Origin of the sequence: Marinovum sp., from assembly GCF_034669705.1 — a bacterium.
In the GTDB taxonomy this organism is placed as follows: domain Bacteria; phylum Pseudomonadota; class Alphaproteobacteria; order Rhodobacterales; family Rhodobacteraceae; genus Marinovum.
Window position 1 is genome coordinate 1 of the sequence record NZ_JAXMOR010000009.1, and the last position, 26,760, is coordinate 26,760.

General features: G+C 66.5%; 33 protein-coding genes. 29 read left to right on the top strand and 4 right to left on the bottom strand.

Annotation, left to right across the window (positions count from 1 at the left end; translation table 11 throughout):
- Positions 1-163: 163 nt before the first annotated feature.
- From VOI27_RS08400 to tig, 6 genes are all read left to right on the top strand, one after another.
- Complete coding sequence (locus VOI27_RS08400) at positions 164-496, top strand: cupin domain-containing protein (RefSeq protein WP_323764877.1); 333 nt, start codon at positions 164-166, stop codon at positions 494-496.
- 38 nt (positions 497-534) lie between these two features.
- The gene (locus VOI27_RS08405) at positions 535-1,416 is read left to right on the top strand and encodes an NAD(P)-dependent oxidoreductase (RefSeq protein WP_323764878.1); all 882 of its coding nucleotides are present in this window, start codon (positions 535-537) and stop codon (positions 1,414-1,416) included.
- A 328-nt stretch (positions 1,417-1,744) separates the two neighbouring features.
- Positions 1,745-2,425: a GntR family transcriptional regulator gene (locus tag VOI27_RS08410; RefSeq protein ID WP_323764879.1), complete on the top strand. Its 681-nt coding sequence runs from the start codon at positions 1,745-1,747 to the stop codon at positions 2,423-2,425.
- 162 nt (positions 2,426-2,587) lie between these two features.
- Complete coding sequence (locus VOI27_RS08415) at positions 2,588-3,067, top strand: twin-arginine translocation pathway signal (RefSeq protein ID WP_323764880.1); 480 nt, start codon at positions 2,588-2,590, stop codon at positions 3,065-3,067.
- Between the two features lie 6 nt (positions 3,068-3,073).
- Positions 3,074-3,664 (top strand): ferric reductase-like transmembrane domain-containing protein, encoded by a 591-nt coding sequence (locus VOI27_RS08420; RefSeq protein ID WP_323764881.1) that lies wholly within the window; start codon positions 3,074-3,076, stop codon positions 3,662-3,664.
- Positions 3,665-3,772: 108 nt separating this feature from the next.
- A complete protein-coding gene (gene tig, locus VOI27_RS08425) occupies positions 3,773-5,104 on the top strand; it encodes a trigger factor (protein WP_323764882.1) in 1,332 nt (443 codons plus the stop codon).
- 62 nt (positions 5,105-5,166) lie between these two features.
- On the opposite strand, the gene VOI27_RS08430 is transcribed toward tig, so the two are convergent.
- The 4 genes from VOI27_RS08430 to rpsF form a co-directional block, all read right to left on the bottom strand.
- Positions 5,167-5,559: a DUF1801 domain-containing protein gene (locus VOI27_RS08430; RefSeq protein ID WP_323764883.1), complete on the bottom strand. Its 393-nt coding sequence runs from the start codon at positions 5,557-5,559 to the stop codon at positions 5,167-5,169.
- Positions 5,560-5,670: 111 nt separating this feature from the next.
- Positions 5,671-6,300: a 50S ribosomal protein L9 gene (rplI, locus tag VOI27_RS08435; RefSeq protein ID WP_323764884.1), complete on the bottom strand. Its 630-nt coding sequence runs from the start codon at positions 6,298-6,300 to the stop codon at positions 5,671-5,673.
- A 12-nt stretch (positions 6,301-6,312) separates the two neighbouring features.
- Complete coding sequence (gene rpsR, locus VOI27_RS08440; RefSeq protein WP_005982441.1) at positions 6,313-6,540, bottom strand: 30S ribosomal protein S18; 228 nt, start codon at positions 6,538-6,540, stop codon at positions 6,313-6,315.
- 19 nt (positions 6,541-6,559) lie between these two features.
- Positions 6,560-6,916, bottom strand: coding sequence for a 30S ribosomal protein S6 (gene rpsF, locus VOI27_RS08445; RefSeq protein ID WP_323764885.1), 357 nt, complete (start codon positions 6,914-6,916; stop codon positions 6,560-6,562).
- Positions 6,917-7,210: 294 nt separating this feature from the next.
- Between rpsF and VOI27_RS08450 the strand changes: the two genes are divergently transcribed.
- The 23 genes from VOI27_RS08450 (at position 7,211) to VOI27_RS08560 (ending at position 26,756) form a co-directional block, all read left to right on the top strand.
- Positions 7,211-7,465, top strand: a complete 255-nt coding sequence (locus tag VOI27_RS08450; protein ID WP_323764886.1) for a hypothetical protein — start codon at positions 7,211-7,213, stop codon at positions 7,463-7,465.
- A 167-nt stretch (positions 7,466-7,632) separates the two neighbouring features.
- Positions 7,633-8,571: an ACP S-malonyltransferase gene (gene fabD, locus VOI27_RS08455; protein WP_323764887.1), complete on the top strand. Its 939-nt coding sequence runs from the start codon at positions 7,633-7,635 to the stop codon at positions 8,569-8,571.
- Positions 8,572-8,609: 38 nt separating this feature from the next.
- Positions 8,610-9,347 (top strand): 3-oxoacyl-[acyl-carrier-protein] reductase, encoded by a 738-nt coding sequence (gene fabG, locus VOI27_RS08460; protein WP_323764888.1) that lies wholly within the window; start codon positions 8,610-8,612, stop codon positions 9,345-9,347.
- Between the two features lie 218 nt (positions 9,348-9,565).
- Positions 9,566-9,805 carry an acyl carrier protein gene (locus VOI27_RS08465; protein ID WP_323764889.1) on the top strand — a complete coding sequence of 80 codons (240 nt, stop codon included), beginning with the start codon at positions 9,566-9,568 and terminating at the stop codon, positions 9,803-9,805.
- Between the two features lie 236 nt (positions 9,806-10,041).
- Positions 10,042-11,298: a beta-ketoacyl-ACP synthase II gene (gene fabF, locus VOI27_RS08470; protein ID WP_323764890.1), complete on the top strand. Its 1,257-nt coding sequence runs from the start codon at positions 10,042-10,044 to the stop codon at positions 11,296-11,298.
- 5 nt (positions 11,299-11,303) lie between these two features.
- Positions 11,304-12,458 (top strand): endolytic transglycosylase MltG, encoded by a 1,155-nt coding sequence (gene mltG, locus VOI27_RS08475; protein ID WP_323764891.1) that lies wholly within the window; start codon positions 11,304-11,306, stop codon positions 12,456-12,458.
- 210 nt (positions 12,459-12,668) lie between these two features.
- Complete coding sequence (locus VOI27_RS08480; protein WP_323764892.1) at positions 12,669-13,010, top strand: hypothetical protein; 342 nt, start codon at positions 12,669-12,671, stop codon at positions 13,008-13,010.
- Positions 12,946-14,286, top strand: coding sequence for a DNA-packaging protein (locus VOI27_RS08485; RefSeq protein WP_416374662.1), 1,341 nt, complete (start codon positions 12,946-12,948; stop codon positions 14,284-14,286). Before VOI27_RS08480 ends, VOI27_RS08485 begins: the two co-directional genes overlap by 65 nt.
- A 198-nt stretch (positions 14,287-14,484) precedes the next feature.
- On the top strand, positions 14,485-15,663 hold the full coding sequence (locus VOI27_RS08490; RefSeq protein WP_323764894.1) for a phage portal protein: 1,179 nt from the start codon (positions 14,485-14,487) through the stop codon (positions 15,661-15,663).
- Positions 15,656-15,877: a GTA head formation protein, RCAP_rcc01685 family gene (locus VOI27_RS08495; protein ID WP_323764895.1), complete on the top strand. Its 222-nt coding sequence runs from the start codon at positions 15,656-15,658 to the stop codon at positions 15,875-15,877. The genes VOI27_RS08490 and VOI27_RS08495 overlap by 8 nt, the downstream gene beginning before the upstream one ends.
- Positions 15,878-15,922: 45 nt before the next feature.
- Positions 15,923-16,465, top strand: a complete 543-nt coding sequence (locus VOI27_RS08500) for an HK97 family phage prohead protease (protein ID WP_323764896.1) — start codon at positions 15,923-15,925, stop codon at positions 16,463-16,465.
- 22 nt (positions 16,466-16,487) lie between these two features.
- Positions 16,488-17,666, top strand: coding sequence for a phage major capsid protein (locus VOI27_RS08505; RefSeq protein ID WP_323764897.1), 1,179 nt, complete (start codon positions 16,488-16,490; stop codon positions 17,664-17,666).
- Positions 17,667-17,829: 163 nt separating this feature from the next.
- On the top strand, positions 17,830-18,432 hold the full coding sequence (locus tag VOI27_RS08510; protein WP_323764898.1) for a head-tail connector protein: 603 nt from the start codon (positions 17,830-17,832) through the stop codon (positions 18,430-18,432).
- Positions 18,429-18,767, top strand: coding sequence for a head-tail adaptor protein (locus VOI27_RS08515; protein WP_323764899.1), 339 nt, complete (start codon positions 18,429-18,431; stop codon positions 18,765-18,767). The genes VOI27_RS08510 and VOI27_RS08515 overlap by 4 nt, the downstream gene beginning before the upstream one ends.
- Complete coding sequence (locus VOI27_RS08520; RefSeq protein ID WP_323764900.1) at positions 18,764-19,174, top strand: DUF3168 domain-containing protein; 411 nt, start codon at positions 18,764-18,766, stop codon at positions 19,172-19,174. Before VOI27_RS08515 ends, VOI27_RS08520 begins: the two co-directional genes overlap by 4 nt.
- Before the next feature lie 23 nt (positions 19,175-19,197).
- Positions 19,198-19,611: a phage major tail protein, TP901-1 family gene (locus VOI27_RS08525; protein ID WP_323764901.1), complete on the top strand. Its 414-nt coding sequence runs from the start codon at positions 19,198-19,200 to the stop codon at positions 19,609-19,611.
- Between the two features lie 3 nt (positions 19,612-19,614).
- Positions 19,615-19,941: a gene transfer agent family protein gene (locus tag VOI27_RS08530; protein WP_323764902.1), complete on the top strand. Its 327-nt coding sequence runs from the start codon at positions 19,615-19,617 to the stop codon at positions 19,939-19,941.
- Positions 19,938-20,135, top strand: a complete 198-nt coding sequence (locus tag VOI27_RS08535; RefSeq protein WP_323764903.1) for a rcc01693 family protein — start codon at positions 19,938-19,940, stop codon at positions 20,133-20,135. The genes VOI27_RS08530 and VOI27_RS08535 overlap by 4 nt, the downstream gene beginning before the upstream one ends.
- A complete protein-coding gene (locus VOI27_RS08540; protein ID WP_323764904.1) occupies positions 20,135-20,788 on the top strand; it encodes a phage tail tape measure protein in 654 nt (217 codons plus the stop codon). Before VOI27_RS08535 ends, VOI27_RS08540 begins: the two co-directional genes overlap by 1 nt.
- Positions 20,789-20,804: 16 nt before the next feature.
- Positions 20,805-21,437 carry a DUF2460 domain-containing protein gene (locus VOI27_RS08545; RefSeq protein ID WP_323764905.1) on the top strand — a complete coding sequence of 211 codons (633 nt, stop codon included), beginning with the start codon at positions 20,805-20,807 and terminating at the stop codon, positions 21,435-21,437.
- Positions 21,437-22,321: a DUF2163 domain-containing protein gene (locus tag VOI27_RS08550; RefSeq protein WP_323764906.1), complete on the top strand. Its 885-nt coding sequence runs from the start codon at positions 21,437-21,439 to the stop codon at positions 22,319-22,321. The genes VOI27_RS08545 and VOI27_RS08550 overlap by 1 nt, the downstream gene beginning before the upstream one ends.
- Positions 22,318-22,761, top strand: a complete 444-nt coding sequence (locus VOI27_RS08555; RefSeq protein WP_323764907.1) for an NlpC/P60 family protein — start codon at positions 22,318-22,320, stop codon at positions 22,759-22,761. Before VOI27_RS08550 ends, VOI27_RS08555 begins: the two co-directional genes overlap by 4 nt.
- Positions 22,761-26,756, top strand: coding sequence for a baseplate multidomain protein megatron (locus VOI27_RS08560; protein WP_323764908.1), 3,996 nt, complete (start codon positions 22,761-22,763; stop codon positions 26,754-26,756). Before VOI27_RS08555 ends, VOI27_RS08560 begins: the two co-directional genes overlap by 1 nt.
- The last annotated feature ends 4 nt before the right edge of the window (positions 26,757-26,760 follow it).

Sequence of the window (26,760 nt, forward strand, 5' to 3'; positions counted from 1 at the left end):
CAACTTCATGGACGACCAGGGCTACGACGCCGAGCTCTACTTCACCGACACCGACGAGAACACCTTCAACATCACCCTCAAGAAATTCGCGAAAACATAAGGCGGGCAGCGCTGCCAGCCACCCCGGAACACCCGGGGCAGACCAACGACACGGAGACGCAATATGACTATAAAGAACTACTTTCCCGGCAGCGAAACCACGCTTTTTGACGCCGGTGGCGGGCTGACGCGCCGGGTGGGCGCCCATAATGACAACCTCATGGTTGTCGAGGTGCATTTCGAGAAAGGCACCGTGGCCGCGCGTCACCATCACCGGCACGAGCAGATCACCTATGTCGTCTCGGGCAAATTCGAGTTTACCGTCGGCGACGAGACCTATGTCGTCTCGGCGGGCGACTCGCTTTACAAGCAGCCCGACATCGAACACGGCGCAACCTGCCTCGAGGCCGGGACGCTGCTGGATGTCTTTACCCCGCATCGGGAAGACTTCCTGTGAAAGACAATCCTCAAGAACAACTAAACGGAGTACACGGCATGACCAAACCTGTCATCGGTTTCATCGGTCTCGGCCTCATGGGCGGCAACATGGTGGAGAACCTGCAGAAGCGGGGCTACGAGCTGATCGTGATGGACCTCAACAAGGACGCCGTCGGCCGCGTCGTCGAGCGTGGCAACGCGCGCGAGGCCGCGTCGGCCAAGGAGCTGACCGAGGCCAGCGATATCGTGATGCTCTGCCTCACCAAGTCCGAAGTGGTCGAGAGCATCGTCTACGCCGACGACGGCATTCTGGCCGGCATCAGCGAAGGCAAGGTGCTGATCGATTTCGGCACCTCCATTCCCGCCTCGACCCGCAAGATCGGCGCCGACCTGGCCGAAAAGGGCGCCGGCATGATCGACGCGCCGCTGGGCCGCACCCCGGCGCATGCCACCGACGGCTTGCTCAACATCATGGCCGCCGGCGACAAGGAGACCTTCGACAAGGTCAAGCCGGTGCTCGACGAGCAGGGCGAGAATGTCTTCTACCTTGGCGCGCTCGGCGCCGGTCACACGACCAAGCTGATCAACAATTTCATGGGCATGACCACCGTCTGCACCATGAGCCAGGCCTTTGCCGTGGCCGATCGCGCCGGCGTTGACCGCAAGCAGCTCTACGAGATCATGTCGACCGGTCCGTCGAACTCGCCCTTCATGGGGTTCTGCAAGAACTACGCCGTCGACGGGGTCAGCGACCTGGGCTTCTCGATCAACAATGCCAACAAGGACCTGGGCTACTTCCTGCGGATGGCCGAGGACCTGGGCACCCGCGCCGAGATCGCCGAGGGTACCTCGCACAACCTTCAGGCCGCCGTCGACGCCGGCATGGGTGAGGGCAACGTGCCGGAGATCTTCGACTACTTCATGAAGCTCGAACGGTAAGCTGATATCAGCGGTGCCGCCGACAGGCCGGCACGACCGGCCGTCAGGCCGGCGGAAGGGGGCCCGGCGCCCCCTTTTTGCCGTTGCGCGCACGGCTCGCGCCACCGCTGCACAGTCGGATGATTCGTCCGGCAGCCTGGCGTTGCGGTTGCGGTTTTGATTGATTCTTCCGCGCAATCCCCTATTTAACCGGATGGCCAGAGTTTATCCGTAGAGATGGGCGGGAAATCGCCGGTTGATGTGGTCGGATCTGCCTGAGAACGCGTGCGGCTTGGCAAAGAGGCGTTTGTAACGGATATTGATAAATGGGCGGATGGGGAGCTTTGGCATGTTGAAACTTATGGACACTCCGATGGCGCGGACCTCGACCGACATGGTGTTCAACACGCTGTACGACCAGATCTCGACCCTGAAGCTCTTGCCCGGCACCAAGATGTCGGAGGCCGAGGTGGCCAGCCGCATGGGCGTGTCGCGCCAGCCGGTGCGCGACGCCTTCAACCGGCTGGGCAATATGGGCCTGCTGACGATCCGGCCGCAGCGTGCCACCGAGGTGCGCGGCTTTTCGCTGGAGGAGATCCAGAATTCGCGCTTCATCCGGCTTGCGGTCGAGCTTGAGGTGATCAAGGAGGCCTGTGCCGTCTGGGATGACACCCGGGCCGAGCAGCTCGCAGCCAGCATCGACGCACAGCAGGCGGCGATCGATGCCGGCCAGAACGACCGGTTCCACGAGATGGACTATGATTTCCACCGGCTGATCTGCGAGTTGGGCGGTCTGCCGCTGGCCTTCGACACCATCGAGCGTTGCAAGCAGACGGTCGACCGGCTCTGCATGCTGAGCCTCGGTCAGGTGCGGGCGGTGACCGATGTGATCACCGACCACCGCGATATCGCGCAGGCGCTGTCGGACCGTGACGACACGGCGGTGCGGACGGTGATGCGGCGCCACTTGCGGCGGTTGGATGACACGATCACCCGGATCCACACCCAGCACGCCGAGTACTTCGAGTAAGGCGGCGCTCACGCAATCGTGGGGCGATTTGCCGGCTCGGGACCGCCGGGGTTCTTGGATTGCGCGGCAAAGACGCTAGAGTCAGGCGCAGTGACAGACGCGGTTCCTGACAGGGCCCCGGCACATCAGATCAGTGCGGGCCTGTCCCACGGGAGAGTGACCATGCCCATTTATCCAATCACACGTCGGAGCCTGATTGCCGCCAGCGGTGCCATGCTGGCGACCGGCCTGATCTCGCCCCTGCAGGCGCAGGCGCTGGCGCCGACGCGCTCGATGCGGGGCGGGGCAAACAACTACCTTCCCGGTGCGCCCGTGGTCGAGCGGATCGGGGGTGGCGGGTTCTGGATGTCGGGCACGGTGCGGCGGGCCGGCGATGGCGCGCCGCTGGCCGGGCAGCGCATCCAGGTCTGGGCCCATACCACCGAAGGCCATGAGCGCGACCCGCACAGCCACGGTGCGACCCTGACCGACGAGGACGGCCGCTTTCGGCTGGAGATGCCGCAGATCGTGCCGGCCTTTGGTCAGCCGCACGGCCACCTGGCCTATGACAGCGGCGAGTACGAAACGGTCTTTCTGCGCCCGGTGATGGCGCGTGCCAGCGACAGCAGCCTGGAGGCGCATTTCGTGCTGAAGCCGGCCTGAGCGCCGATGCGGGCTGGGCGGATCTGGACGGTGCTGATCTCGGCGGGGCTGGGCCTCGTCCTCTTTCTTCCCTTGATCGCGGCGGTGGGCAGCCCGCTGCTGGCCTATCGCCAGCCGGTCTATATCGCGGCCGGGCTGGCCGGGGTGCTGGGGCTGATGCTGCTGGCGCTGCAGCCGCTATTGGCAGTGGGGGCCCTGCCGGGGATATCGATCCTGCGCGGGCGGCGCTGGCACCGGCTGGCGGGCGGAGCGCTGGTGCTGGCGGTGGTGGCGCATGTGGCGGGGCTCTGGATCACCAGCCCGCCGGATGTGATCGACGTGCTGCTGCTGCGCTCGCCGACGCCATTCTCGATCTGGGGCGTGATGGCGATGTGGGCGGTGTTTGCCAGCGCCGCGCTGGCGCTGTGGCGTCATCGGCTGCGGCTGGCGGTCTGGCGGGTGGTGCATCGCGGCCTGGCGCTGGTGATCACCGCGGGCACGGCGGTGCATGCGGCGCTGATCGAAGGCACGATGGAGCCTCTGACCAAGGGCGCGCTGTGCATTCTCGCGGTCGGAGCGACGCTTGCGGCCATGGCCGCGCGAAACTCGGCCAGGTAAGGCGCGAGAGGTGCAGATCCGCCTTGCACGCTTGGGCGGGGGCGCATAGAAGACCCCAGATTTGAACTAGGCGGGCTGGGACTCGCCCTTGAACTTATGGGGAATGGGATGCAGGTCACCGAGACTCTGAACGAAGGTCTGAAGCGCGAATACGCGATCACCGTCAGCGCCGCCGAACTGGACGAGAAGGTCAACGAAAAGCTTGCCGAGGCGCAGCCCGAGATCGAGATGAAGGGCTTTCGCAAGGGCAAGGTGCCGATGCCGCTGCTGAAAAAGCAGTTCGGTCAGCGCCTTCTGGGCGAAGCGATGCAGGAAACCATCGACGGTGCGATGAACAAGCACTTCGAGGACAGCGGCGACAAGCCGGCGCTTCAGCCCGAGGTCAAGATGACCAACGAGGACTGGAAAGAGGGCGACGACGTCAATGTCGAGATGTCCTATGAAAAGCTGCCCGAAATCCCCGAGGTCGACCTCAAGTCCATCTCGCTCGAGAAGATGGTCGCCAAGGCCGGTGACGACGAGGTCGACGAAGCCCTGAAGAACCTCGCCGAGACCGCGCAGGACTTCCAGGCGCGCGACGAAGGTGCCGCGGCCGAGGATGGCGACCAGGTTGTGTTCGATTTCGTCGGCAAGGTCGACGGCGAGGCCTTCGAGGGCGGCTCGGCCGAGGATTACCCGCTGGTGCTGGGCTCCGGCTCGTTCATCCCGGGCTTTGAAGAGCAGCTGGTCGGCGTGAAGGCCGGTGAAGAGAAGGACGTGACCGTCTCTTTCCCCGAGGACTACCAGGCCGAGCATCTGGCCGGCAAGGAAGCGGTTTTCTCCTGCACCATCAAGGAGGTCAAGGCGCCGGTCGCGGCCGAGCTCGATGACGAGCTGGCCAAGAAATTCGGTGCCGAGTCGCTCGATGCCCTGAAAGAGCAGATCCGCGAGCGGCTGGAAGCCGAGTACAACGGTGCCGCGCGCCAGGTGACCAAGCGGGCGCTGCTGGATGCGCTGGACGAGAAGGTGAAGTTCGAGCTGCCGCCGACCCTGGTCGAAGCCGAGGCCAAGCAGATTGCGCACCAGTTGTGGCACGAGGAAAACCCCGAGGTGCAGGGCCACGATCACCCCGAGATCGAGACCACCGAAGAGCACAACAAGCTGGCCGAGCGCCGCGTGCGTCTTGGGCTGCTGCTGGCCGAGCTGGGCCAGAAGGCCGAAGTGCAGGTGTCCGACGCCGAGATGACCCAGGCGATCATGAACCAGGCGCGGCAGTACCCGGGCCAGGAACGCCAGTTCTTTGAATTCGTGCAGCAGAACCAGCAGATGCAGCAGCAGATGCGCGCGCCGATCTTTGAAGACAAGGTCGTCGATTACATCCTGGAGCTGGCCGACGTGACCGAGAAAGAGGTCTCGAAGGAAGAGCTGCAGAAGGCTGTCGAAGAGCTCGACGAAGAGTAAGTTCTTTCCTCAGGGAAATGTCAGAGGCCGTCCTTCGGGGCGGCCTTTTGCATTTGCGGCGGTCATTTCAGCCGTTCGAGCCGGCCCTTGCGCTTTACGATGTTTTTGTAATCCCACTGGATATCGCGGGCCTCGGAGAGCCATTGCGCCAGCGCCCCGGGGTCGACCTGCGCGGGTTCGGTGTAGCGGACCTCGGCGGCCTTGAAGGAACCGCTGGGCGTCAGGCCGGGGGTTTCGAAGGTTTGCCCGCTCCAGAACATCAGGCGGACGCAGGACTTGAGCTTGCTGTAGCCGGCAATCGGGTTGCCCTCGAGAAACCAGACCGGGTGGGCGTGCCAGATGCGGCTCTCGGCCTTTGGCAGGCCGCGGTCGAGTGCGGCGCGGAGCAGGTCGCAGATCTGCCGGTCTGGTTCGGATTGCGCGCTGTGGTAGGCGTCTATCGTGGCGGGCTGCATGGACGCAGGCTAGCGCAAGACGGGGGCGGGTGCCAAGGCAGGCGCCGGGCCGCCACGAAAAAAGGCCGCGCCCGGGAGAGCGCGGCCTTTGCAATGTCGAGCGACTGGCGCTTAGCGGTCTTCGTCGGCCGCATCTTCCGGCGTGTCCACCACGTCGGAGCGGTTGTCGTCGTCGTCGTCATCGGCGGCGGAGCCGATATCGTCGAACAGTTCGGCGATCTCGAATTCGGCAGCGGCTTCTTCTTCCGCGGCCAGTTCCTGGATCGATTTGCCCGAGGCCTGCAGTTCGGCCTCTTCGGGCGAACGTGCAACGTTGAGGTTGATGACGGCCATCACCTCGGGGTGCAGGTGCACCTCGACTTCGTGCAGACCCAGTTCCTTGATCGGCTGACGGATCAGAACCTGCTTGCGGTCGATCGAGAAGCCTTCCTCGGTGGCCACGTTGGACGCGTCACGTGTGGTGACGGAGCCATAGAGCGAGCCGCCGTCGGAGGCTTGGCGAATCACGACGAACTGCTGGCCGTCGAGACGGGACGCCATGTCCTCGGCTTCTTTCTTGGTTTCGAGGTTGCGCGCTTCGAGCTGGGCTTTCTGGGCTTCGAAGGACTCGATATTGGCCTTCGACGCGGTCAGCGCCTTGCCCTGCAGCAGCAGGTAGTTGCGGGCGAAGCCGGGCTTGACGTCGACGACATCGCCCATCTGGCCGAGCTTGGCCACGCGTTCGAGAAGGATGACTTGCATGTGCTTTACTCCTTACTTCACGGCGTAGGGCAGAAGCGCGAGGAAGCGGGCGCGTTTGATAGCGCGGGCCAGTTCACGTTGCTTCTTGGCCGAGACGGCGGTGATCCGGGACGGCACGATCTTGCCACGCTCGGAAATGTAGCGCTGCAGAAGACGGGTGTCCTTGTAGTCGATCTTGGGTGCATTGTCGCCCGAGAAGGGGCAGACCTTGCGGCGGCGGAAAAACGGTTTTGCGGCCATGGGTTAGCTCTCCTTCGACTTAGCGGCGTTCACGACGGCGGTCTTCGCGCTCGTCACGTTTCTGCATCTGGACCGACGGGCCTTCGGCGTGCTCGTCGACCTTGATGGTCAGCACGCGCATCACGTCGTCATGCAGGCGCATCAGGCGTTCCATTTCCTGCACGGCGTCCGACGGGGCGTCGGAGCGCATGTAGGCATAGTGGCCCTTGCGGTTCTTGTTGATCTTGTAGGCCATGGTCTTGACACCCCAGTACTCGGTGTCGACGACCTTGCCGCCATTGTCGGTCAGGACGGTGCCGAAATGCTCGACGAGGCTTTCGGCCTGCGCGCCGGAGAGATCCTGGCGCGAGATAAAGACATGCTCGTAAAGGGGCATGTGCACTCCATTTATATCAAGGCGCATTTCAAAGGGCGGGGCCAAGTCCTTTCGCCCCCGACCCACGAGAGACTGCGCGGTTCATACGTCTTGCGAAAGGATAGCCTCGTATACAGGCTCAGGCCGGGATGGCAAGGGCCCAAGGTGCCACGGCCGGGGCCGGCGAACGCTGCCCTGCGGCATGACTATCTAAGGTTGTTTTGTCTCGTCGTCTTCTTTTCCCGATTGCGCCGCATTCCCGCCCCAATTCGCGACGAACCTCGTCTTAACACCAAGGCCACAAGGAGAAGCCCGATGACCACCGCCAACCACTTCATGACAGTCGACCACACCCAACGGGTTGCACCGTCACCGGCCACGATTGCACGCTGGTTTACGAGGGTGGTGGGACTGTCGCTTCTGGCGTTCAGCCTTGGCATGTGGATTTCTCCCGGCGCGACCACGCTACCGGAGCTCATGATGATGAAGCTCTGCGCGTCTTTCTTCTCTGCGGTGACCGGCGGATACCTGCTGTATTGCGCCCGCACACCGAAGCCCTCCGAGGGCTGACACGTCAATACGGGCTCATCACCCGGACCAAACTGACCGGCTGTCCGCCTGATCGGCGCAGCCGGTTTTTCTTTTTGAAATCTCCGCACTGCGGCGTGGCATAGACATTGCAGTCGGGTTTCGTGGCGCGTATCCATGATAAAACGACGCTGCAACAGAGGGATGGTATGGGCCGCGCATTTGTATTTCCGGGACAGGGGGCACAGTCGATCGGCATGGGCAAGGCCTTGGCCGATGCCTATCCGGCGGCACGCGCCGTCTATGACGAGGTTGACGAGGCACTTGGTGAAAAGCTCTCTCACCTGATCTGGGAAGGCGACGCGGCTGAACTGACCCTGACGCAGAACGCCCAGCCGGCGCTGATGGCGACCTCGCTGGCGGCGATGCGGGCGCTGGAGGCCGAGGGCATCGAGGTGACCTCGGCGGAGTACGTGGCCGGGCATTCGCTGGGCGAATATTCCGCTCTGGCAGCGGCCGGCGCGCTGAGCGTGGCCGATTGTGCGCGGTTGCTGCGCACGCGGGGGAAGGCGATGCAGGCGGCGGTGCCGGTGGGCGAGGGCGCGATGGCGGCGCTGCTCGGGCTCGACCTCGAGGGCGCGCGCAAGGTGGCGGCCGAGGCCGCCCAGGGCGAGGTCTGCGCGGCGGCGAATGACAACGACCCCGGTCAGGTGGTGGTCTCGGGGCACAAGGCGGCGGTGGAACGCGCGGTCGAGCTGGCCAAGGCCGCGGGCGCGCGACGCGCGGTGCTGCTGCCGGTGAGCGCTCCGTTTCATTGCGCGCTGATGGAGCCGGCGTCGCATGTGATGGCCGATGCGCTTGATGACGTGGTGATCGGTCAGCCCAGGGTGCCGCTGGTGGCCAATGTGGTGGCCGAAGCGGTCACCGATCCGGCGACGATCCGGTCGCTGCTGGTAAACCAGATCACTGGCGCGGTGCGCTGGCGCGAGAGCGTGCAGTGGATGGCCCGCAACGGGGTTACCGAGATCTGGGAGGTCGGGGCCGGCAAGGCGCTGATCGGCATGGTGCGGCGGATCGACCGCGACATTGCCACCCGCAACGTCGGCACGCCCGAAGACGTGGCGGCGGCGAAGGATGCGCTGGCCTGAGGGTCGGCACGCAAGACAGAGATAAAGAGGAAGAGCGGATGTTTGATCTGACCGGAAAATCGGCGCTGATTACGGGGGCCTCCGGCGGCATCGGCGGGGCGATCGCCAAGGCGCTGCACGGCGCCGGCGCCACCGTCGGACTGAGCGGCACGCGCGAGGCGCCGCTGCAGGAGCTTGCGGCGGAACTGGGCGACCGCGCGCATGTGCTGCCCTGCAACCTCAGCGAGATGGCCTCTGTCGAGGCGCTGCCGAAACAGGCCGCCGAGGCGATGGGCGCGGTCGACATTCTGGTGAACAACGCCGGCATCACCCGCGACAACCTGTTCATGCGGATGTCGGATGACGAATGGGAGAGCGTGCTCTCGGTCAATCTCACCGCCTCGATGAAGCTCTGCAAGGGCGTGATGCGCGGCATGATGAAGTCGCGCTGGGGGCGGATCGTGAATATCTCGTCAATTGTCGGCGCCACCGGCAACCCGGGGCAGGCCAATTATGCCGCCTCGAAAGCCGGGATGATCGGCATGGGCAAATCTCTGGCTTATGAGGTCGCGAGCCGCGGCATCACGGTGAACGCGATCGCGCCGGGGTTCATCGCCACCGCGATGACCGACAAGCTGACCGACGACCAGAAGGACAAGATCAACGTGCAGATCCCCACCGCGCGCATGGGCACGCCCGAGGAAATCGCCGCCGCCGTGCTCTATCTGTCGAGCCCGGAAGCCGGCTATGTGACCGGCGCGACGCTGCATGTGAACGGCGGAATGGCCATGATCTGACGCCATGACCGGTTCTCCCGGAAAGCGTTTGCCAATCGCTGCTCTTATGCTATAGGCGCGTGGAAATCCGGGGGGGCTCGTGCTGGCCTGGATCGACCTGCTTATGCGGGGAACAGGCCAAAGGCCTACCGCCGCCTCGGGAGGGGCAAGTAAAGTTCGAACCCCTCGGGGCACGGGCAAAACAGGGCCAAAGGCCCAAGACGATGAGGATTAAAGATATGAGCGACGTCGCAGATCGCGTTAAGAAAATCGTTGTGGAACACCTCGGTGTCGAAGAGAGCAAGGTCGTGGAAGGCGCGTCGTTCATCGACGACCTCGGCGCCGACAGCCTCGACACCGTGGAACTGGTGATGGCGTTCGAAGAAGAATTCGGCATCGAGATCCCCGACGACGCCGCCGAGAACATCCAGACCTTCGGCGACGCAGTCAAATTCATCAACGACGCGAAAGAAGCGTAAGACCGCTTTGATCCGTCGGGATTGTTCGAAAACGGCGTGCCTGAAAGGGTGCGCCGTTTTCCTGTTTCGGGCCGGGCCTCGGGGCCGGGTGTGACGATGCTTTTCACGTGACCGACTGGCGGGCCTTGGGGCAGGATTTCGATACGCGGGGGCTTGCCCATCGGAGATCGCTTTCCCTTGCCCCTCTTCCCCCTGTCGGGGTATGAGCGTGCAACTTGTTTCAAAGGGGCAACACCATGCGCAGAGTAGTTGTGACAGGGCTTGGTCTGGTGACACCGCTGGCTTGCGGCGTCGAGGAAAGCTGGAAGGCGATTCTGGAAGGCAAATCGGGCGCGGGCACCATCACCCGGTTCGATGCCAGCCATCTGGCCACCACCTATGCCTGCGAAGTGCCGCATGGCGACGGCACCGACGGCACCTTCAACGCCGATGACTGGATGGCGCCGAAAGAGCGCCGCAAGGTCGATGATTTCATCCTTTACGGTATTGCCGCCGCCGAGCAGGCGGTGAGCGACGCCGGCTGGAAGCCCGAGGACAAGGAAAGCCTTGAGGCCACCGGCGTGCTTATCGGCTCGGGCATCGGCGGGCTGAACTCGATTGCCGAGACCGCCATCCTGATCAAGGAGCGCGGGCCGCGCCGGGTCTCGCCGTTCTTTATTCCCGGCGCGCTGATCAACCTGATCTCGGGTCAGGTGTCGATCCGCTATGGCTTCAAGGGGCCGAACCATTCGGTGGTAACCGCCTGTTCGACCGGCGCCCATGCGATTGGCGATGCGGCGCGGATCATCAAGGACGGCGATGCCGAGGTGATGATTGCCGGCGGCGCAGAGGCCGCGATTTCCGAGATCGGCATTGCCGGGTTCAACGCCTGCAAGGCGCTCAGCACCAAGCGCGGCGACAAGCCGACCAAGGCCAGCCGGCCCTATGACGCCGATCGTGACGGCTTTGTCATGGGCGAGGGCGCCGGGGTTGTCGTGCTTGAAGAATACGAGCACGCCAAGGCGCGCGGCGCCAAAATCTATGCCGAGGTCGTGGGCTACGGCATGTCGGGTGACGCCTATCACATCACCGCGCCGTCCGAGGATGGCGAGGGTGCCGAGCGTTGCATGAAGATGGCGCTGAAGAAGGCCGGTGTCGGCCCGTCGATGATCGATTACATCAACGCCCACGGCACATCGACCATGGCCGATGTGATCGAGTTGGGCGCGGTCGAGCGGCTGATGGGCGAGGCGGCCACCAAGGTGACCATGTCCTCGACCAAATCGGCCACCGGGCATCTCTTGGGCGCGGCCGGCGCGATCGAGGCGATCTTCTCGATCCTGGCAATCCGTGACCAGGTGGCGCCGCCGACCATCAACCTCGACTACCCGGCGGTGGAGACCAAGGTCGACCTGGCCGCCAATCAGAAACGCGAGCGCGAGATCAATTACGCGCTGTCGAACTCCTTTGGCTTTGGCGGCACCAACGCTTCGGTCATCTTCAAGAAGGTCTGAAATTCATGTGGCGCAGCATCGCCTCCAATGCCCTGAGCTTCTTTGTCGTCGCCATCTTTCTTGCTGGCGGCGCCTTGCTTTGGGCGCAGGGGGAATACACGGCCGAGGGGCCGCTCGAAACGCCGATCTGTCTGGAAGTGGCGCGCGGGTCGAGCTTTTCGCGGGTGTCGCGGCAGCTGGCCGAGCAGGGCGCGATTTCAAGCGGGTTCCTGTTCCGGGTTGGCGCCGATTATGCCGACAAGACCGGTGATCTGAAGGCGGGCTCGTTTCTCGTGACCGAGGGCGCGAGCATGGCCGAGATTATCGATACGGTGACCCGCGGCGGCGCCAGCACCTGCGGCACCGAGGTGGTGTACCGCATCGGTGTCAACCGGGTGACCGCCGAGGTGCGCGAGCTTGACCCCGAGACACAGCGCTTTGTCGAACTGGCGAAATTCGTGCCCGGCGAGGAAGAGATCCCCGAGGATTACGCTCGGGTGCGCGCGGCCAATGATACCCGGTACCGGATCGCGCTCGCCGAGGGCGTGACCAGCTGGCAGGTGGTCGAGGAGATGAAGGCGCTCGACGTGCTGGAGGGCGCGGTGGCGGAGCTGCCGCCGGAGGGCTCTCTGGCGCCGGACAGCTATGAGCTGCGGGTTGGTCAGACCCGGGCCTCGATCCTTGAAGAGATGCAGCGGCGACAGACGGCGATCGTGGCCGAGGCCTGGGCCAACCGGGTCGACGGGCTGCCGCTGGGCTCGCCGGAAGAGATGCTGACGCTGGCCTCGATCATCGAGAAGGAAACCGGCATTGCCGGCGAGCGTCGGATGGTGGCGAGCGTTTTCGTCAACCGTCTGAACGAAGGCATGCGGCTGCAGACCGACCCGACGGTGATCTATGGCATCACCGAGGGCAAGGGCGTGTTGGGCCGCGGGTTGCGGCAGAGCGAACTGCGCCGGGAGACGCCGTATAACACCTATGTCATCAATGGCTTGCCGCCGGGACCGATTGCCAACCCGGGTGCCGCGGCGATCCAGGCGGCGGTCGATCCGGAGGACACCGACTTCCTGTTCTTCGTGGCGGACGGCACTGGCGGCCATGCCTTTGCCGAGACCCTGGCCGAGCACAATCGCAACGTCGCCCAATGGCGCCAGATCGAGGCCGAGCGCAGCGGGAATTGACGCGCTCCTCGGCCCCTCGCGGGGCCTCCTCGCCCCGAGGAAACGGTGAGGTAACAAAGGGTTAACCCTCTTTTCCTTGACCCGGCGACCGATCTCTCCTATAAGTTGTGACATGCTGGAAGACATGGGCAAGCGGCCCCCGGGGAAACCCGGGCGGCCGCTTTTTCGTGTCGCTCGTGCGGGGGCAATCCCAGCATGGAAGGTGAAGCAATGACACTCATCACCCCGAAACAGGATGTGGACCGGCTTGAAGGCAAGCTGTTGGTGGTTCGGGAAAGCCTCGAGGAGTTCGAGGCGGCGCTGAGAGACCTGAAGCAACAGGTCCGCAGCGGGGAGGTCACGGCACTCAAGGATGTCAGCAAGACGCTCGCGGAAATCCGCGGCTGGATGAAGCTGGCGATGGAAACGGAGGCGCAACTTGCTGAATATGCACGAAGGGAAGCGGCCATTGAAGGCGCATACGGGATCGACCTCGACAAGGCCCGATCTGAGATCGGGTGCCGTCTTGCTAAGCTGCGCAAGTGCTGCGGTGCAGGACGACTTCCTGAATAGTCTCGGCGAGGGAGAGCTTCTGGCTCTCCCTTACCTGTTCGAGTTCTGGGCGCATCCGCACCAGTCGCCCCCCGAGGGCGACTGGCGGGCCTGGGTGGTGCTGGGCGGACGTGGCGCCGGCAAGACCCGCGCCGGCGCCGAGTGGGTGCGCGGCATGGTGGAGGGCGCGCGGCCAAGGGATGCGGGCCGGGCCGCGCGGGTGGCGCTGGTGGGCGAGACCTATGACCAGGTGCGCGACGTGATGGTCTTTGGCGACAGCGGTATACTGGCTTCGTCGCCGCCGGACCGGATGCCGAAATGGGAGGCCAGCAGGCGACGGCTGGTCTGGCCCAACGGTGCCGAGGCCAAGGCGTTTTCGGCCAATGACCCGGAGGCGCTGCGTGGCCCGCAGTTCGATGCTGCCTGGGTCGACGAGCTGGCGAAGTGGCCGAATGGCGAGGAAACCTGGGACATGCTGCAGTTTGCCTTGCGGCTGGGCGAGGACCCGCGGGTCTGTGTCACCACCACGCCGCGCAATGCCGAGGCGTTGAAGCGGTTGCTGGAGGCGCCCTCGACAGTGGTGACCCGCGCGCCGACCGAGGCCAACCGGGCGCATCTGGCCGACAGTTTCCTGCGCGAGGTGCGGGCGCGCTATCGCAATTCGCGGCTGGGGCGGCAGGAGCTGGACGGCGAGATGTTGAGTGACGTCGAGGGCGCGCTCTGGACGCACGAGTTGCTGGACGGCTGTCGCGGGCGGGAGGTGCCCGAGCTTGACCGGATCGTGGTGGCGGTCGATCCGCCGGTGAGCGGCCATGCGGGCTCTGACGCTTGCGGCATTATCGTCGCCGGGGTCAGGATGGCGGGCCGGGTGCAGGACTGGGAGGTGCATGTGCTCGAGGATGCCAGCGTCGCGGCGGCAAGCCCTGCGACCTGGGCCGAGCGTGCGGTGCGCGCCTATCACGAGCATCGGGCGGATCGGATCGTGGCGGAGGTCAATCAGGGCGGCGATCTGGTGGAAAGCGTGATCCGTCAGGCGGATGGGGCGGTGGCCTATACCGCGGTGCATGCCAGCCGCGGCAAGGTGGCGCGGGCGGAGCCGGTGGCGGCGCTCTACGAGCAGGGCCGGGTGTTTCACGGCGAGGGGCTGCGCGCGCTGGAGGAACAGATGTGCCTGATGGCGTTGCGCGGCTTCGAGGGCAAGGGCAGCCCGGACCGGGTCGATGCGCTTGTCTGGGCGCTGACGGAACTGGTTGTTTCTGCGCAGGAAAAGCAGCGGCCTCAGGTGCGTACGCTGTGATGGGGCGGGGTTAACCATTTCGTAGCATAGTGGGTCTTGTGAGGCCGGGGATGCCTCCGGCGGGAGTTTAAGGGGCAAGATGAAGCGGCGCCTCTGCGCTGGTGTCCAAGGACGACAAGGATGACCTGGGCGGGCTGGCAACGGCCCGGCCGCGGGAGAGCTGTGCCCAAATCGGGCGATCAAGGAGCACGGGACGCGATGTTTGAATTTCTGCGGCGGGACGACAAGGCGGAGAGCGCGGGCGAGACCAAGGCCAGCGCCACGGGGCGGGTTGTGGCCTGGCAGGGCGCGGGGCGCGTGGCCTGGAGCCCGCGCGATGCGGTCTCGCTGACCCGGGCGGGCTTTGCCGGCAACCCGGTCGGCTTTCGCGCGGTGAAGCTGATCGCCGAGGCGGCCGCGGCGCTGCCCTTGGTGCTGCAGGACGCCGAGCGGCGCTATGAGGTGCATCCGCTGCTGGCCTTGCTGCGGCAGCCGAACGCGGCGCAGGGGCGGGCGGAACTGCTCGAGGCTCTGTACGGACATTTGCTGCTGTCGGGGAATGGCTATGTCGAGGCGGTGGCGGGCGAGGCGGGCCTGCCGCTGGAACTGCATGTGCTGCGCTCGGACCGGATGTCGCTGGTGCCGGGGCGGGATGGCTGGCCGGTGGCCTATGAATACGCGGTGGGCGGGCGCACGCATCGGTTTGACGTCACCGGGCCGGTTTCGCCGATCTGCCACATCAAGAGCTTTCATCCGCAGGACGACCACTACGGCATGGCGCCGATGCAGGCGGCGGCGATGGCGCTGGATGTGCACAACTCGGCCTCGCGCTGGTCGAAGGCGCTGCTCGACAATGCGGCGCGGCCTTCGGGGGCGATCGTCTATCGCGGGGCGGATGGCCAGGGGGCGATGAGCCAGGAGCAGTTCGAGCGGTTGAGCCATGAGATCGAGAGCAACCACCAGGGCGCGCGCAATGCCGGCCGGCCGATGCTGCTGGAAGGTGGGCTCGACTGGAAGCCGATGGGGTTTTCGCCCTCGGACATGGAGTTTCACAAGACCAAGGACGCGGCGGCGCGGGAGATCGCCCTGGCCTACGGGGTGCCGCCGATGCTGCTGGGGATCCCCGGCGATGCGACCTATGCGAATTACCAGGAGGCGCATCGGGCGTTCTATCGGCTGACGGTGCTGCCGCTGGCGGCGCGGGTGACCGCGGCCTTGTCGGCCTGGCTGGCGCAGTTCGGCGGCGAGGCGGTGGAGCTGAAGCCCGATCTCGACCAGGTGCCGGCGCTCTCGGCCGAACGCGAGGCGCAATGGGCACGGGTGAGCGGCGCGGATTTCCTCAGCACGGCGGAGAAGCGGCGGCTGCTGGGCCTGCCGGCGGAGTGTGACGATGGGTGAGCGGGTGGGCTTCGAGGCCTTCGATTGCGCGCCGGCGCTGCGCCTCGAGGCGCATGAGCGGGTGGCGGAGTTGCAGTTCGCCGCGATGGCCAAGCGGCTGGATCGGATGGAGGCGCTGCTCGAGCGGTTGGAGCGGCGGTTGTGGCTGGCGGTCTATGGCGTGGCGGCGGCGATCGTGGGGCAGGCGTTTCAGAGCCTGTTGGTGGTGCAGTGAGGGGCGGGCGCGGTGGGTTGCAAACCCACCCTACGGGAGATGGATATGGAACTTGAGACGAAATTTGCGCAGTTTGACAGCGGTTTGAGCGTGACCGACGGGCAGGTGATCGAAGGCTATGCGAGCCTTTTCGGGGCCTGCGACCAGGGCGGTGACGTGGTGGCCGAGGGGGCCTACGGGGCCTCTCTCAAGCGGCTGGCTGCGGAAAAGCGTCAGGTGCGGATGCTCTGGCAGCATGATCCGGCGCAGCCGATCGGGGTCTGGGACGAGGTGCGCGAGGATGGTCGCGGGCTTTACGTCAAGGGGCGCATTCTCGAGGCAGTCGAGAAGGGGCGCGAGGCGGCGGCGCTCTTGGCGGCGGGGGCGATCGACGGGCTGTCGATCGGCTATCGCACCAGGCGGGCGGTGAAATCGGAAAAGGGCCGGAGGCTCTTGCAGGAGCTGGAGCTTTGGGAGGTGTCGCTGGTGACCTTTCCGATGCTGCCCAGTGCGCGGGTGGCGGCCAAGGGCGAGAGCCCTGAGGCCCCCCTGCGGGAGATGGCGGCGGTCTTTGAGGCGGCGCGTCAGGAGATCGCGCGCAAACCCTAGCGCGGGACATCAGGAGAAGCGGATGGAAATGACCGATGCGACGGCAGCGGGCGGGGATCCTTTGTCCCCGGCTGAGGAGATGAAGACCGCGGTGGGCGGATTTGTCTCCGAGTTGAAGGCCTTTCGGGCCGAGATCGAAACCCGAGTTCAGAAGCAGGAAGAGAAAATGACCATGTTTGAACGCAAGACCCTTGCCGCGGCCCGCCCGGCGCTTGCTGCCACCGATTACGACGCGCCGCATCAGAAGGCCTTTGATGCCTATCTGCGGTCTGGCGATGACGACGGGCTGCGCGGGCTGGAGCTTGACCACAAGAGCCTGTCGACCGCGGTGAATTCCGACGGCGGCTACCTGGTCGATCCGCAGATGTCGGAGACCATCCGGGCGGTGCTGCATTCCGGCGCCTCGATCCGCGCCGTGGCGACGGTGGTGAATGTCGAGGCGACCTCCTACGACGTGCTGGTCGATACCACCGACCTGGGCGCCGGTTGGGCCAGCGAGACCGCGGCAACCGCCGAGACCGGCACGCCGACCATCGACCGGATCACCATCCCGCTGCACGAATTGTCGGCGCTGCCCAAGGCGTCTCAGCGTCTGCTTGACGATGCGGCCTTTGACATCGAGAGCTGGCTGGCCGGGCGGATTGCCGAGAAGTTTGCCCGCGCCGAGGCCGCGGCCTTTGTCACCGGTGACGGTATCGACAAGCCCACCGGCTTTCTGACCCACCCGGTGGTCGACAACGAGATCTGGGACTGGGGCAATATCGGCTATGTGCCGACCGGCTCTGATGGTGCGCTGGGCAACGGCGATGCGATCATCGACCTGGTCTATGCGCTGGGGGCCGAATATCGCGCCAATGGCACCTTCGTGATGAACTCGAAGACCGCCGGAGAGGTGCGCAAGCTCAAGGACGGTGACGGCCGCTTCCTGTGGTCCGACGGGCTGGCGGCGGGCGAGCCGGCGCGGCTCCTGGGCTACCCGGTGCTGATTGCCGAGGACATGCCGGACATCGCCAGCGGCGCGGATGCGATTGCCTTTGGCGATTTCGCGGCCGGTTACACCGTGGCCGAACGCCCCGATCTGCGGGTGCTGCGCGATCCGTTCAGCGCCAAGCCGAACGTGCTGTTCTATGCCACCAAGCGGGTGGGCGGCGATGTCAGCGATTTTGCCGCCATCAAGGTGCTGCGCTTCGCCGTCTCGTAACCCGGGATGGTGAGGCCGGGGGGCCGGTGGCCCCTCGGCGGGCGCGCGCCGGGAGACCTGCGTTGTCTGGCTGCTCCCCCCGTTCGAGCAACGTGGGTGGCGCGCGCCTGAACCCGGGGTTCAGCGATCAGGGGCCGGTAAGGCAGAAGACGGAGTTACCGAAATGATGTTGGTAGAAGAGACCAATGTGCCCCTCGCGGCGCTTCCGGTCGAGCAATTCAAGGCGCACCTGCGGCTGGGCAGCGGGTTCACCGGCGCCACGGTCCAAGACGCGGTGCTCGAGAGCTTTCTGCGCGCCGCCATGGCCGCGATTGAGGCGCGGACCGGCAAGGCGCTGATCCTGCGGGCGTTCACCTATACGCTGGAGCGCTGGCGCGACCCGGCGGTGCAGAGCCTGCCGGTGGCGCCGGTAGCGGCGGTGAGCGCGGTCACGATCACCGATGCGGGCAGCACATCGGAGGTCGTGGACCCCGGCGACTACCGGCTGATCGCCGATGGACAGGTGCCGCAGCTGCGCGCCACCGGATCGTGCCTGCCGACGATCCCGACGGGCGGCACGGTGGCGGTAGTGTTCAGCGCCGGCTATGCGCCGGACTGGGCCGGGCTGCCGGCAGACCTGAGCCAGGCGGTGATGCTGCTGGCGGCGCATTACTACGAATACCGCGACGAGACGACGCTGGGCCAGGGCTGCATGCCGTTCGGTGTGACCTCATTGATCGAGCGTTACCGGAGGCTGCGCGCGGGCTTTGGCGGGGTGCCGGGATGAGCGCGCCGCGGATGACCCGGGCGCTGGTTCTGGAGGCGCCGCAGGACGTGCCCGATGGCGCCGGTGGCTTTGACCGGCTTTGGCTGCCGCAGGGCACGCTCTGGGCCGAGGTCTCGGCGCGGTCGGGGCGGTTTGCGCGCGGTGCTGCGGGGCCGCACTCGGTGAGTGGGTACCGGATCGTGGTGCGGGCGGCGCCTCTTGGCGATCCGCAGCGGCCGGTGGCCGGCCAGCGGTTTCGCGAGGGCGCGCGGGTCTGGCGGATCGAGGCGGTGACGGAGCGGAGCGCAGAGGCCCGGTATCTGACCTGTTTTGCCGAAGAGGAGGTGGCGGCATGAGCTATGCGGTGGCGGCAGCCTTGCAGGAGGCGGTGTACCAGAAACTCGCAGGCGACGCAGCGTTGGGCGCGATTGTCGGATCGGCGATCTATGATGCGGTGCCGGCGGGCACCCTGCCGCCGATCTACGTGACATTGGGGGCGGAAACGGCGCGGGACCGGTCTGACATGACCGGCCAGGGCGCGGCGCATGACCTGCGGATCTCGGTGATCACCGAGGCGCAGGGCTTTCAGCAGGCAAAACAGGCGGCGGCGGCGGTGAGCGATGCGCTGGGTGCGGTGCCGCAGACGCTGAGCCGCGGACGGCTGGTGGGCCTCTTCTTTCGCCAGGCCAAGGCGGCGCTGGACCGAAGCAGCGGCACGCGGCGGATCGACATGATCTTTCGCGCGCGTGTGGAAGACAACTGACATTCTCAACCGGAGGACGCGACATGGCGGCTCAAAACGGCAAGGACCTTCTGATCAAGGTCGATCTCAGCGGCGCTGGGCAATTCGAAACCATGGTGGGGCTGCGTGCCTCGCGGATCAGTTTCAATGCGGAGCAGGTCGATGTGACCTCGCTGGAAAGCGCCGGCGGCTGGCGCGAACTGCTGGGCGGCGCAGGCGTGAAGAGCGCAGCGATCTCGGGCGCGGGCATCTTCAAGGATGACAGTACCGACGAGCGGGCGCGTCAAATCTTTTTTGACGCCGAGGTACCAAATTTCCAGGTGATCATCCCGGATTTCGGCACCGTCGAGGGCCCGTTTCAGGTGACCAGCCTCGAGTATGCCGGCAGCCATGATGGCGAGGCGACATACGAGCTTTCGCTCGCTTCTGCCGGTGCGCTCACCTTCGTGGCGCTCTGAGCGATGGGCAATCCGTGGCGGGGTGAGGTCAGCCTGGTGATCGACGGCGAGGCGCAGGTGCTCAAGCTGACGCTGGGCGCGTTGGCCCAGCTGGAAGAGGCGCTGGCCGAGGGATCGCTGGTCGACTTGGTCGAGCGGTTCGAGGCGGGGCGGTTTTCCAGCCGCGATGTGCTGGCGCTGATTGTGGCGGGATTGCGCGGTGGTGGCTGGCAGGGCGGAGCGGCGGACTTGGTGCAGGCCGAGATCGCCGGCGGACCGATGGGCGCTGCGCGGGCGGCGGCGGAGCTTCTGGCGCGGGCCTTCATGCTGCCGGAGGTAGAGCAGACGTGAGCCGGATCAGCTGGCCAAGGCTGATGGCGGCGGGGATGCGCGGGCTGGGGCTGAGGCCGGCGGAGTTCTGGGCGCTGACCCCGGCCGAGCTGATGCTGATGCTGGGGGTGGGGGGCAGCGGTGGCGCGCTGACGCGGGACCGGCTGGAGCAGCTGATCTCGGCCTTCCCGGACGATGAGAAAGGAACGGAGTGATGGCGGAACTCGACGGACTGGACGATCTCGATCTGCAGGTCGACGCGCTGGCGCAATCGCTGGGCGCGGCGGGCTCGCTGGCGGCAGGGTTAGATAGCGAACTCAAGCGGATACATCAGACATTCTCGGCCACCGGCGACCAGGCACGCGCCTTGGGCACGACGCTTTCGGGCGGGCTGCGCAAGGCAATCGACGGGGTGATCCTGGACGGCATGAACCTGTCGGACGCGCTGGGGGTGGTTGGCAAGTCGATGATCAACGCCGCTTTCAACGCGGCAGTGAAACCGGTGACCGATCACTTCGGTGCGCTGCTGGGCGGCGTGATGAATTCGGCCATGCCATTCGAGAAGGGTGGCGCCTTCAGCCAGGGGCGGGTCACACCCTTTGCCACTGGCGGCATCGTCAACGGTCCGGTGCAGTTCCCGATGCGTGGCGGCATGGGGTTGATGGGCGAGGCCGGGCCAGAGGCGATCATGCCGCTGACACGCGGCCCGAACGGCAAGCTCGGTGTTCAGGCGCAGGGCGGCGGTGGCGGCCCGATCAACGTGGTGATGAACATTCAGACGCCGGATGCGCAGGGCTTTCAGCGCAGCCAGAGCCAGATCGCGGCGCAGATGAGCCGGGTGCTCGCGCGCGGCAGTCGCAACAGGTAACCGGGGAGGGGAGACAATGGCTTTTCACGAGGTGCGGTTTCCCGCCAACCTGAGCTTTGGCTCGGTCGGCGGGCCAGAGCGGCGAACCGATATCGTCACGCTGGCCAACGGGTTCGAGGAACGCAACACGCCGTGGTCGCAGTCGCGGCGACGCTATGATGCCGGCGTCGGCATGCGCTCGCTCGATGACATCGAGCGGCTGGTCGGCTTCTTCGAGGCGCGTCAGGGCCAGATGTACGGCTTTCGCTGGAAGGACTGGTCGGATTACAAATCCGCCCCGCCGAGCCGCGAGGTGGCCTATACCGACCAGGTGATCGCTCTGGGGGATGGCGCCTCGGTGACCTATCCGCTGATCAAGACCTATCGTTCCGGCGCGGCCGAATACGCGCGGCGGATCGCCAAGCCGGTGCAGGGCACGGTGCGCATGGGGGTGCAGGGCGACGAGCTGCAGGAGGGCGTGCATTACGAGGTCGACGTAACCACCGGTCTGGTGAGTTTCGCCTCGCCGCCGCTGCAGGACGTGGAGATCACTGCGGGCTTCGAGTTCGATGTGCCGGTGCGCTTCGACACCGACCGGATCGCCACCTCTGTGGCCTCATTCCAGGCCGGCGAGGTGCCCTTGGTGCCGGTGGTGGAGGTGCGGCTGTGATGGCGTTGTCAGAGGCCCTGGCGGCGCATCTGCAAAGCGGTCTGACGACGCTGTGCCGCGCCTGGGCGATCGATCGCGCCGACGGGGTGTCCTTCGGCTTTACCGACCATGACCGCGAGCTGAGCTTTGACGGCCTGAGCTTTCGCGCCGATACCGGGCTCAGTGCGATGGCGTTGCAGCAGGGCACCGGGCTCTCGGTCGACAATTCCGAGGCGGTGGGCGCGCTGATGGATGCTGCGATCACCGAAGAGGACATCCTCGCAGGCCGCTATGACGGCGCGGAGGTCCGGGCCTGGCTGGTGAACTGGCGCGACGTGGCGCAGCGCCACATGCTGTTTCGCGGCACTATCGGCGAGATGCGGCGCGTGGACGGGGCCTTCGAGGCCGAACTGCGCGGGCTGGCGGAGGCGTTGAACCGGCCGTTCGGTCGGGTCTATCAAGCGCCGTGCACCGCGGTGCTGGGGGACGGCGCCTGCGGCTTCGACCTCGCGACGCCGGGATATGTCTGGGAGGGGCCGGTGCGGGAGGTCGACGAGACCTCTTCGGTGGCGGTTTTCACCGACAATGGCTTCGAGCCGGAGTGGTTTCAGCGCGGGCGGATGGATGTGCTCTCTGGTGCGGCGGCGGGGCTCTTCGGGCCGATCAAGCGCGATACAACCAAGGCCACAGGGCGGCGGATCGAGCTATGGGAACCGCTCAGGGCGCAGATGGTGGCGGGCGACCTCGTGCGGCTGACGGCGGGCTGTGACAAGCGGATGGAGACCTGCCGCTTCAAGTTCGACAACCTGCTCAACTTCCGCGGCTTTCCGGATGTACCCGAGGATGACTGGCTGATGGTCAACCCGGCGCGGGCCGGTGCAACAACCGGCGGGAGCCGGCGATGAGCGGCGTTGGTGACGCGGTCGTGATGGCGGCCCGAGGCTGGATCGGCACGCCCTACCTGCACCAAACCTCGGTCAGGGGGGCCGGCTGCGATTGCCTCGGCCTTTTGCGCGGGGTCTGGCGCGAAGTGATGGGGGCCGAGCCGGAGCCCGCGCCGGCCTATAGCCGCGACTGGTCGGAGCCGCAGGGCGAGGAGCGTCTGTGGCAGGCGGCCCGGCGGCATCTGAGGGGCCGCAGCGGTCCGCCGGCGCCCGGTGACGTGCTGCTGTTTCGCATGCGCGCCGGCGCGGTGGCCAAGCATCTGGGGCTTCAGGCGCGTGTCGGTGCCGGGGCCAGCTTCATTCATTCCTACAGCGGTCACGGCGTGATCGAGAGCCCGTTGAGCACCCCATGGGCGCGGCGCATCGTGGCCCGGTTTGCCTTTCCAGAGGAGATCACCTGATGGCGACGATCGTTCTTTCCGCGGCTGGGGCCGCCCTTGGCAGCGCCGTTGGCGGCACCTTCCTCGGTCTGTCGATGACCGCCGTCGGCCGGTTCATCGGTGCCTCGGTGGGCCGGGCCATCGACCAGCGGCTGATGGGGCAGGGCTCGGAAGTGGTGGTCGAGGGCAACCGCATCGACCGCTTCCGCGTCAACCGCGCCGGCGAAGGCGCCCCGATGGCACGCAGCTACGGCCGCACGCGGATGTCGGGGCATGTGATCTGGGCCAGTGCCTTTACCGAACACGTGACAACCAGGAAGAGCGGCGGTGGCGGTGGCAAGGGTGCGCCGTCGCAGCCCGAGGTGAAGACCACCACCTATTCCTACTCGGTGAGCCTGGCGATCGCGCTCTGCGAGGGCGAGATCACCGGGATCGGCCGGATCTGGGCCGATGGCGAGGAGATCTCGCGCGAGGACCTGAACCTGCGGGTCTATCCAGGCAGCGCCGATCAGCTGCCGGACCCCAAGATCGAGGCGGTGGAGGGCAGCGGAGCGGTGCCGGCCTATCGCGGCACGGCCTATGTGGTGCTGGAAGAGCTCGACCTAGCGCCCTTTGGCAACCGGGTGCCGCAATTCAGCTTCGAAGTGACCAAGCCGGTGCAGACCGGCACGCTCGAGGGTCCGGCAGAGGTGCCGCACAACCTGCGCGGCGTGGCGCTGATGCCGGGAACCGGGGAATATGCGCTGGCCACCACCCCGGTGGCCTATCGCTACGGCGACGGGCATTCGCGGATGGCCAATCTCAACTCGCCCTCGGGGTGCAGCGACCTCGAAACCTCGCTCGACCAGCTGGTGGAGGAATGCCCCAACATGGGCGCGGCCTCGCTGGTGGTAAGCTGGTTCGGCGATGATCTGCGGTGCGGCGACTGCATAGTTCAGCCCAAGGTCGAGCAGACGCAATTCGACGGCCGCGGCGCGCGCTGGCGGGTAAGCGGTCTGCCGCGCAGCCAGGCCGAGGTGGTGGCACAGGACGGCGACGGCGCGCCGGTCTATGGCGGCACGCCCTCGGATGGCGCGGTGCTCGAAGGCATCCGGGCGTTGCAGGCGCGCGGCCAGGCGGTGATGTTCTATCCCTTCATCCTGATGGAGCAGCAGGCGGGCAACGGCCTGCCAGACCCCTACAGCGACGCCGAGGATCAGCCGGTGCTGCCCTGGCGCGGGCGGATCACCACCTCTCTCGCCCCCGGACGGCCCGCCAGCCCCGACGGCACGGCCGCGGCCGAGGCCGAGGTGGCGGCGTTCTTCGGCACGGCGCAGGTGGGCGATTTCTCGGTCGAGGGGCAGACCGCGGCCGGCGGCGGGGTGATCGATGCGCTGGGCGGCGCGACGGAGTTGATCGGCCGGACGGTGGATTATTCCGGACCTGACGCGTGGAGCTATCGTCGTTTCATCCTGCACTACGCCACGCTTTGCGCCGCGGCGGGTGGGGTGGAGGCCTTTTGCATCGGCTCGGAGATGCGGGGCCTGACGCAGATCAGGGGCGCCGGCGGCAGCTTTCCCGCGGTTGCGGCGCTGGTCGAGCTGGCGGCGGACGTGCGCGAGATCCTCGGGCCGGGGGTGAAGATCGGCTATGCCGCCGACTGGTCGGAGTATTTCGGCTATCACCCGCAGGAGGGCTCGGGTGACGTGCTGTTCCATCTCGACCCGCTCTGGGCCGATGGCAACATCGATTACATCGGCATCGACAATTACATGCCGCTGTCTGACTGGCGCGAGGGCACGGAACACGCCGACGCGGGCTTTGGCGCGATCTACAATCTCGACTACCTGCGCGGCAACGTGGCTGGCGGCGAGGGCTATGACTGGTACTACGACACGCCCGAAGCGCTGGCGGCGCAGCGGCGCGAACCGATCACCGATGGCGCCCATGGCGAGCCTTGGGTGTTCCGCTACAAGGACATCCGCAACTGGTGGTCGCATCCGCACCACAACCGCATCGGTGGCATCCGGCAAGAGGAGCCGACGGCCTGGGTGCCACAGAGCAAGCCGGTGTGGTTCACCGAATTCGGTTGTGCCGCCATCGACAAGGGCACCAACCAGCCCAACAAGTTTCTCGATCCGAAATCCAGCGAAAGCAGCCTGCCGCGGTTCTCGAACGGTCGACGCGACGAGCTGATCCAGCGGCAATATCTGCGGGCGGTCACCGACTTCTGGTCCGATCCGGCCAACAATCCGGTGTCCGAGGACTACGGCGGCCCGATGGTGGACATGAGCCGCGCCTTTGCCTGGGCTTGGGACGCACGGCCGTTCCCCGCCTTTCCCGGCAATGACGCACTGTGGAGCGATGCCGGGAACTACCGCCGTGGCCATTGGCTCAACGGGCGGGTCTCCGGCCTGTCACTGGCACGGCTGGTGGCCGAGATCTGCGAGGAGGCCGGGGTGCTGGCCTATGACGTCTCCGGGCTGCATGGCTTCGTGCGCGGCTATAGCGTGGCCGACAGCGGCGACATGCGGCGCCTGCTGCAGCCGCTGATGCTGCGCTTCGGCTTTGACGCGGTCGAGCGCGACGGGGTTCTGCGGTTCCTCATGCGCGACGGGCAGACCCCCCACGAGATCGACGCCGAGCGGCTGGCGCTCAGCCCCGATCTCGACGGCACGTTGATGCACGCCCGCGCCTCGGAGGCGGAGATGGCCGGCCGGGTGCGGCTCGAGTTCATCCGCTCGGACGGCGATTACGACACCATCGCCGAAGAGGCGGTGCTGCCCGATGACGCCACCCACACGGTGTCGCGCAGCGAGATGCCGCTGGTGATGACCCGCGCCGAGGGCCGCCAGACGGTGGAGCGCTGGCTGGCCGAGGCGCGGGTGGCGCGCGAACAGGCGCGCTTTGCCCTGCCGCCGTCCCGGCTTGATCTCGGGCCGGGCGACGTGGTCTCGCTGCCCGAGGAGGGCGGCCGTGCGCTCTACCGCGTCGACCGGATGGAGACCGGCCGCGAACAGATCATCGAGGCGGTGCGGATCGAGCCGGAGGTCTATGACCCGGTGGATGTGCCCGAGGAGCCGGGCAGCGTGACGCCCTTCGTGGCGCCGGTGCCGGTGCTGCCGCTGTTCATGGACCTGCCGCTGATGACTGGCGACGAGGTGCCGCATGCACCGCACCTGGCGCTGGTGGCCAAGCCCTGGCCGGGCACCGTGGCGGTCTATGCCTCGGCGCAGGATACCGATTACGCGCTGAGCGACACCTTCGCCGCCCGCGCCACCTTTGGCGTGACCGAAACGCCGCTGACCCGGGCGCAACCGGGGCTGATCGACCGCGGCGACGCCTTGCAGGTCAAGCTCACCACCGGCGTCTTCTCGTCGGTGACCGAGGCGCAGCTGCTCTCCGGTGCCAACCTCTGTGCGATCGGCGACGGCACGCCGGACGGCTGGGAGCTGTTCCAGTTCCGCGACGCGCAGCTGATCGACGCCGACACCTGGCTGCTGAGCCACCGGCTGCGCGGCCAGCTCGGCACCGATGCGCTGATGCCGCAGACCTGGCCCACAGGCTCTTACGTGGTGCTGCTCGACAGTGCGCCGCAGCAGATCAGCCTGGCTTCCTCGTTGCGGCGGGTGTCGCGGCACTACCGCATCGGGCCGGCGCGGCGGCCGGTGGGCGATGCGTCCTATACCCATGAGGAACATGCCTTCGACGGCAACGGGCTGCGACCCTACAGCCCGGCGCATCTGCGCGGGTCATGGCAGGGCGGCGACCTGCAGCTGAACTGGATCCGGCGTACCCGCGTCGATGGCGACAGCTGGGACCTGGCCGAGGTGCCCTTGGCCGAGGCGCGCGAGGCCTATCTGCTGCGGGTGCTCGATGACGGCGGGGTGCTGCGCGAGGTCACGGTGGACACGCCGGGCTTTGCCTATACCGCCGCGATGCAGGCCGCGGATGGGGCCGGCGCGGGACTGGCGGTCGAGGTGGCGCAGCTGTCCGACATCTACGGCCCCGGCCTCTTTGCGCGCTGGGCGGGTTGAGCCG

Bases quoted from the DNA above. Each gene is read 5' to 3' on its own strand.
- fabD (WP_323764887.1), top strand. From the start codon at position 7,633: ATGGGCCGCGCATTTGTATTTCCGGGACAGGGGGCACAGTCGATCGGC.
- mltG (WP_323764891.1), top strand. From the start codon at position 11,304: ATGTGGCGCAGCATCGCCTCCAATGCCCTGAGCTTCTTTGTCGTCGCC.
- VOI27_RS08405 (WP_323764878.1), top strand. From the start codon at position 535: ATGACCAAACCTGTCATCGGTTTCATCGGTCTCGGCCTCATGGGCGGC.
- VOI27_RS08550 (WP_323764906.1), top strand. From the start codon at position 21,437: ATGGCGTTGTCAGAGGCCCTGGCGGCGCATCTGCAAAGCGGTCTGACG.
- VOI27_RS08525 (WP_323764901.1), top strand. From the start codon at position 19,198: ATGGCGGCTCAAAACGGCAAGGACCTTCTGATCAAGGTCGATCTCAGC.
- rpsR (WP_005982441.1), bottom strand. From the start codon at position 6,540: ATGGCCGCAAAACCGTTTTTCCGCCGCCGCAAGGTCTGCCCCTTCTCG.
- VOI27_RS08515 (WP_323764899.1), top strand. From the start codon at position 18,429: ATGAGCGCGCCGCGGATGACCCGGGCGCTGGTTCTGGAGGCGCCGCAG.
- VOI27_RS08500 (WP_323764896.1), top strand. From the start codon at position 15,923: ATGGAACTTGAGACGAAATTTGCGCAGTTTGACAGCGGTTTGAGCGTG.
- rpsF (WP_323764885.1), bottom strand. From the start codon at position 6,916: ATGCCCCTTTACGAGCATGTCTTTATCTCGCGCCAGGATCTCTCCGGC.
- VOI27_RS08410 (WP_323764879.1), top strand. From the start codon at position 1,745: ATGTTGAAACTTATGGACACTCCGATGGCGCGGACCTCGACCGACATG.
- fabG (WP_323764888.1), top strand. From the start codon at position 8,610: ATGTTTGATCTGACCGGAAAATCGGCGCTGATTACGGGGGCCTCCGGC.
- VOI27_RS08495 (WP_323764895.1), top strand. From the start codon at position 15,656: ATGGGTGAGCGGGTGGGCTTCGAGGCCTTCGATTGCGCGCCGGCGCTG.
- VOI27_RS08465 (WP_323764889.1), top strand. From the start codon at position 9,566: ATGAGCGACGTCGCAGATCGCGTTAAGAAAATCGTTGTGGAACACCTC.
- tig (WP_323764882.1), top strand. From the start codon at position 3,773: ATGCAGGTCACCGAGACTCTGAACGAAGGTCTGAAGCGCGAATACGCG.
- VOI27_RS08450 (WP_323764886.1), top strand. From the start codon at position 7,211: ATGACCACCGCCAACCACTTCATGACAGTCGACCACACCCAACGGGTT.
- VOI27_RS08480 (WP_323764892.1), top strand. From the start codon at position 12,669: ATGACACTCATCACCCCGAAACAGGATGTGGACCGGCTTGAAGGCAAG.
- VOI27_RS08420 (WP_323764881.1), top strand. From the start codon at position 3,074: ATGCGGGCTGGGCGGATCTGGACGGTGCTGATCTCGGCGGGGCTGGGC.
- VOI27_RS08520 (WP_323764900.1), top strand. From the start codon at position 18,764: ATGAGCTATGCGGTGGCGGCAGCCTTGCAGGAGGCGGTGTACCAGAAA.
- fabF (WP_323764890.1), top strand. From the start codon at position 10,042: ATGCGCAGAGTAGTTGTGACAGGGCTTGGTCTGGTGACACCGCTGGCT.
- VOI27_RS08530 (WP_323764902.1), top strand. From the start codon at position 19,615: ATGGGCAATCCGTGGCGGGGTGAGGTCAGCCTGGTGATCGACGGCGAG.
- VOI27_RS08560 (WP_323764908.1), top strand. From the start codon at position 22,761: ATGGCGACGATCGTTCTTTCCGCGGCTGGGGCCGCCCTTGGCAGCGCC.
- VOI27_RS08490 (WP_323764894.1), top strand. From the start codon at position 14,485: ATGTTTGAATTTCTGCGGCGGGACGACAAGGCGGAGAGCGCGGGCGAG.
- VOI27_RS08400 (WP_323764877.1), top strand. From the start codon at position 164: ATGACTATAAAGAACTACTTTCCCGGCAGCGAAACCACGCTTTTTGAC.
- VOI27_RS08430 (WP_323764883.1), bottom strand. From the start codon at position 5,559: ATGCAGCCCGCCACGATAGACGCCTACCACAGCGCGCAATCCGAACCA.
- VOI27_RS08545 (WP_323764905.1), top strand. From the start codon at position 20,805: ATGGCTTTTCACGAGGTGCGGTTTCCCGCCAACCTGAGCTTTGGCTCG.
- VOI27_RS08415 (WP_323764880.1), top strand. From the start codon at position 2,588: ATGCCCATTTATCCAATCACACGTCGGAGCCTGATTGCCGCCAGCGGT.
- rplI (WP_323764884.1), bottom strand. From the start codon at position 6,300: ATGCAAGTCATCCTTCTCGAACGCGTGGCCAAGCTCGGCCAGATGGGC.
- VOI27_RS08540 (WP_323764904.1), top strand. From the start codon at position 20,135: ATGGCGGAACTCGACGGACTGGACGATCTCGATCTGCAGGTCGACGCG.
- VOI27_RS08510 (WP_323764898.1), top strand. From the start codon at position 17,830: ATGATGTTGGTAGAAGAGACCAATGTGCCCCTCGCGGCGCTTCCGGTC.
- VOI27_RS08505 (WP_323764897.1), top strand. From the start codon at position 16,488: ATGGAAATGACCGATGCGACGGCAGCGGGCGGGGATCCTTTGTCCCCG.
- VOI27_RS08555 (WP_323764907.1), top strand. From the start codon at position 22,318: ATGAGCGGCGTTGGTGACGCGGTCGTGATGGCGGCCCGAGGCTGGATC.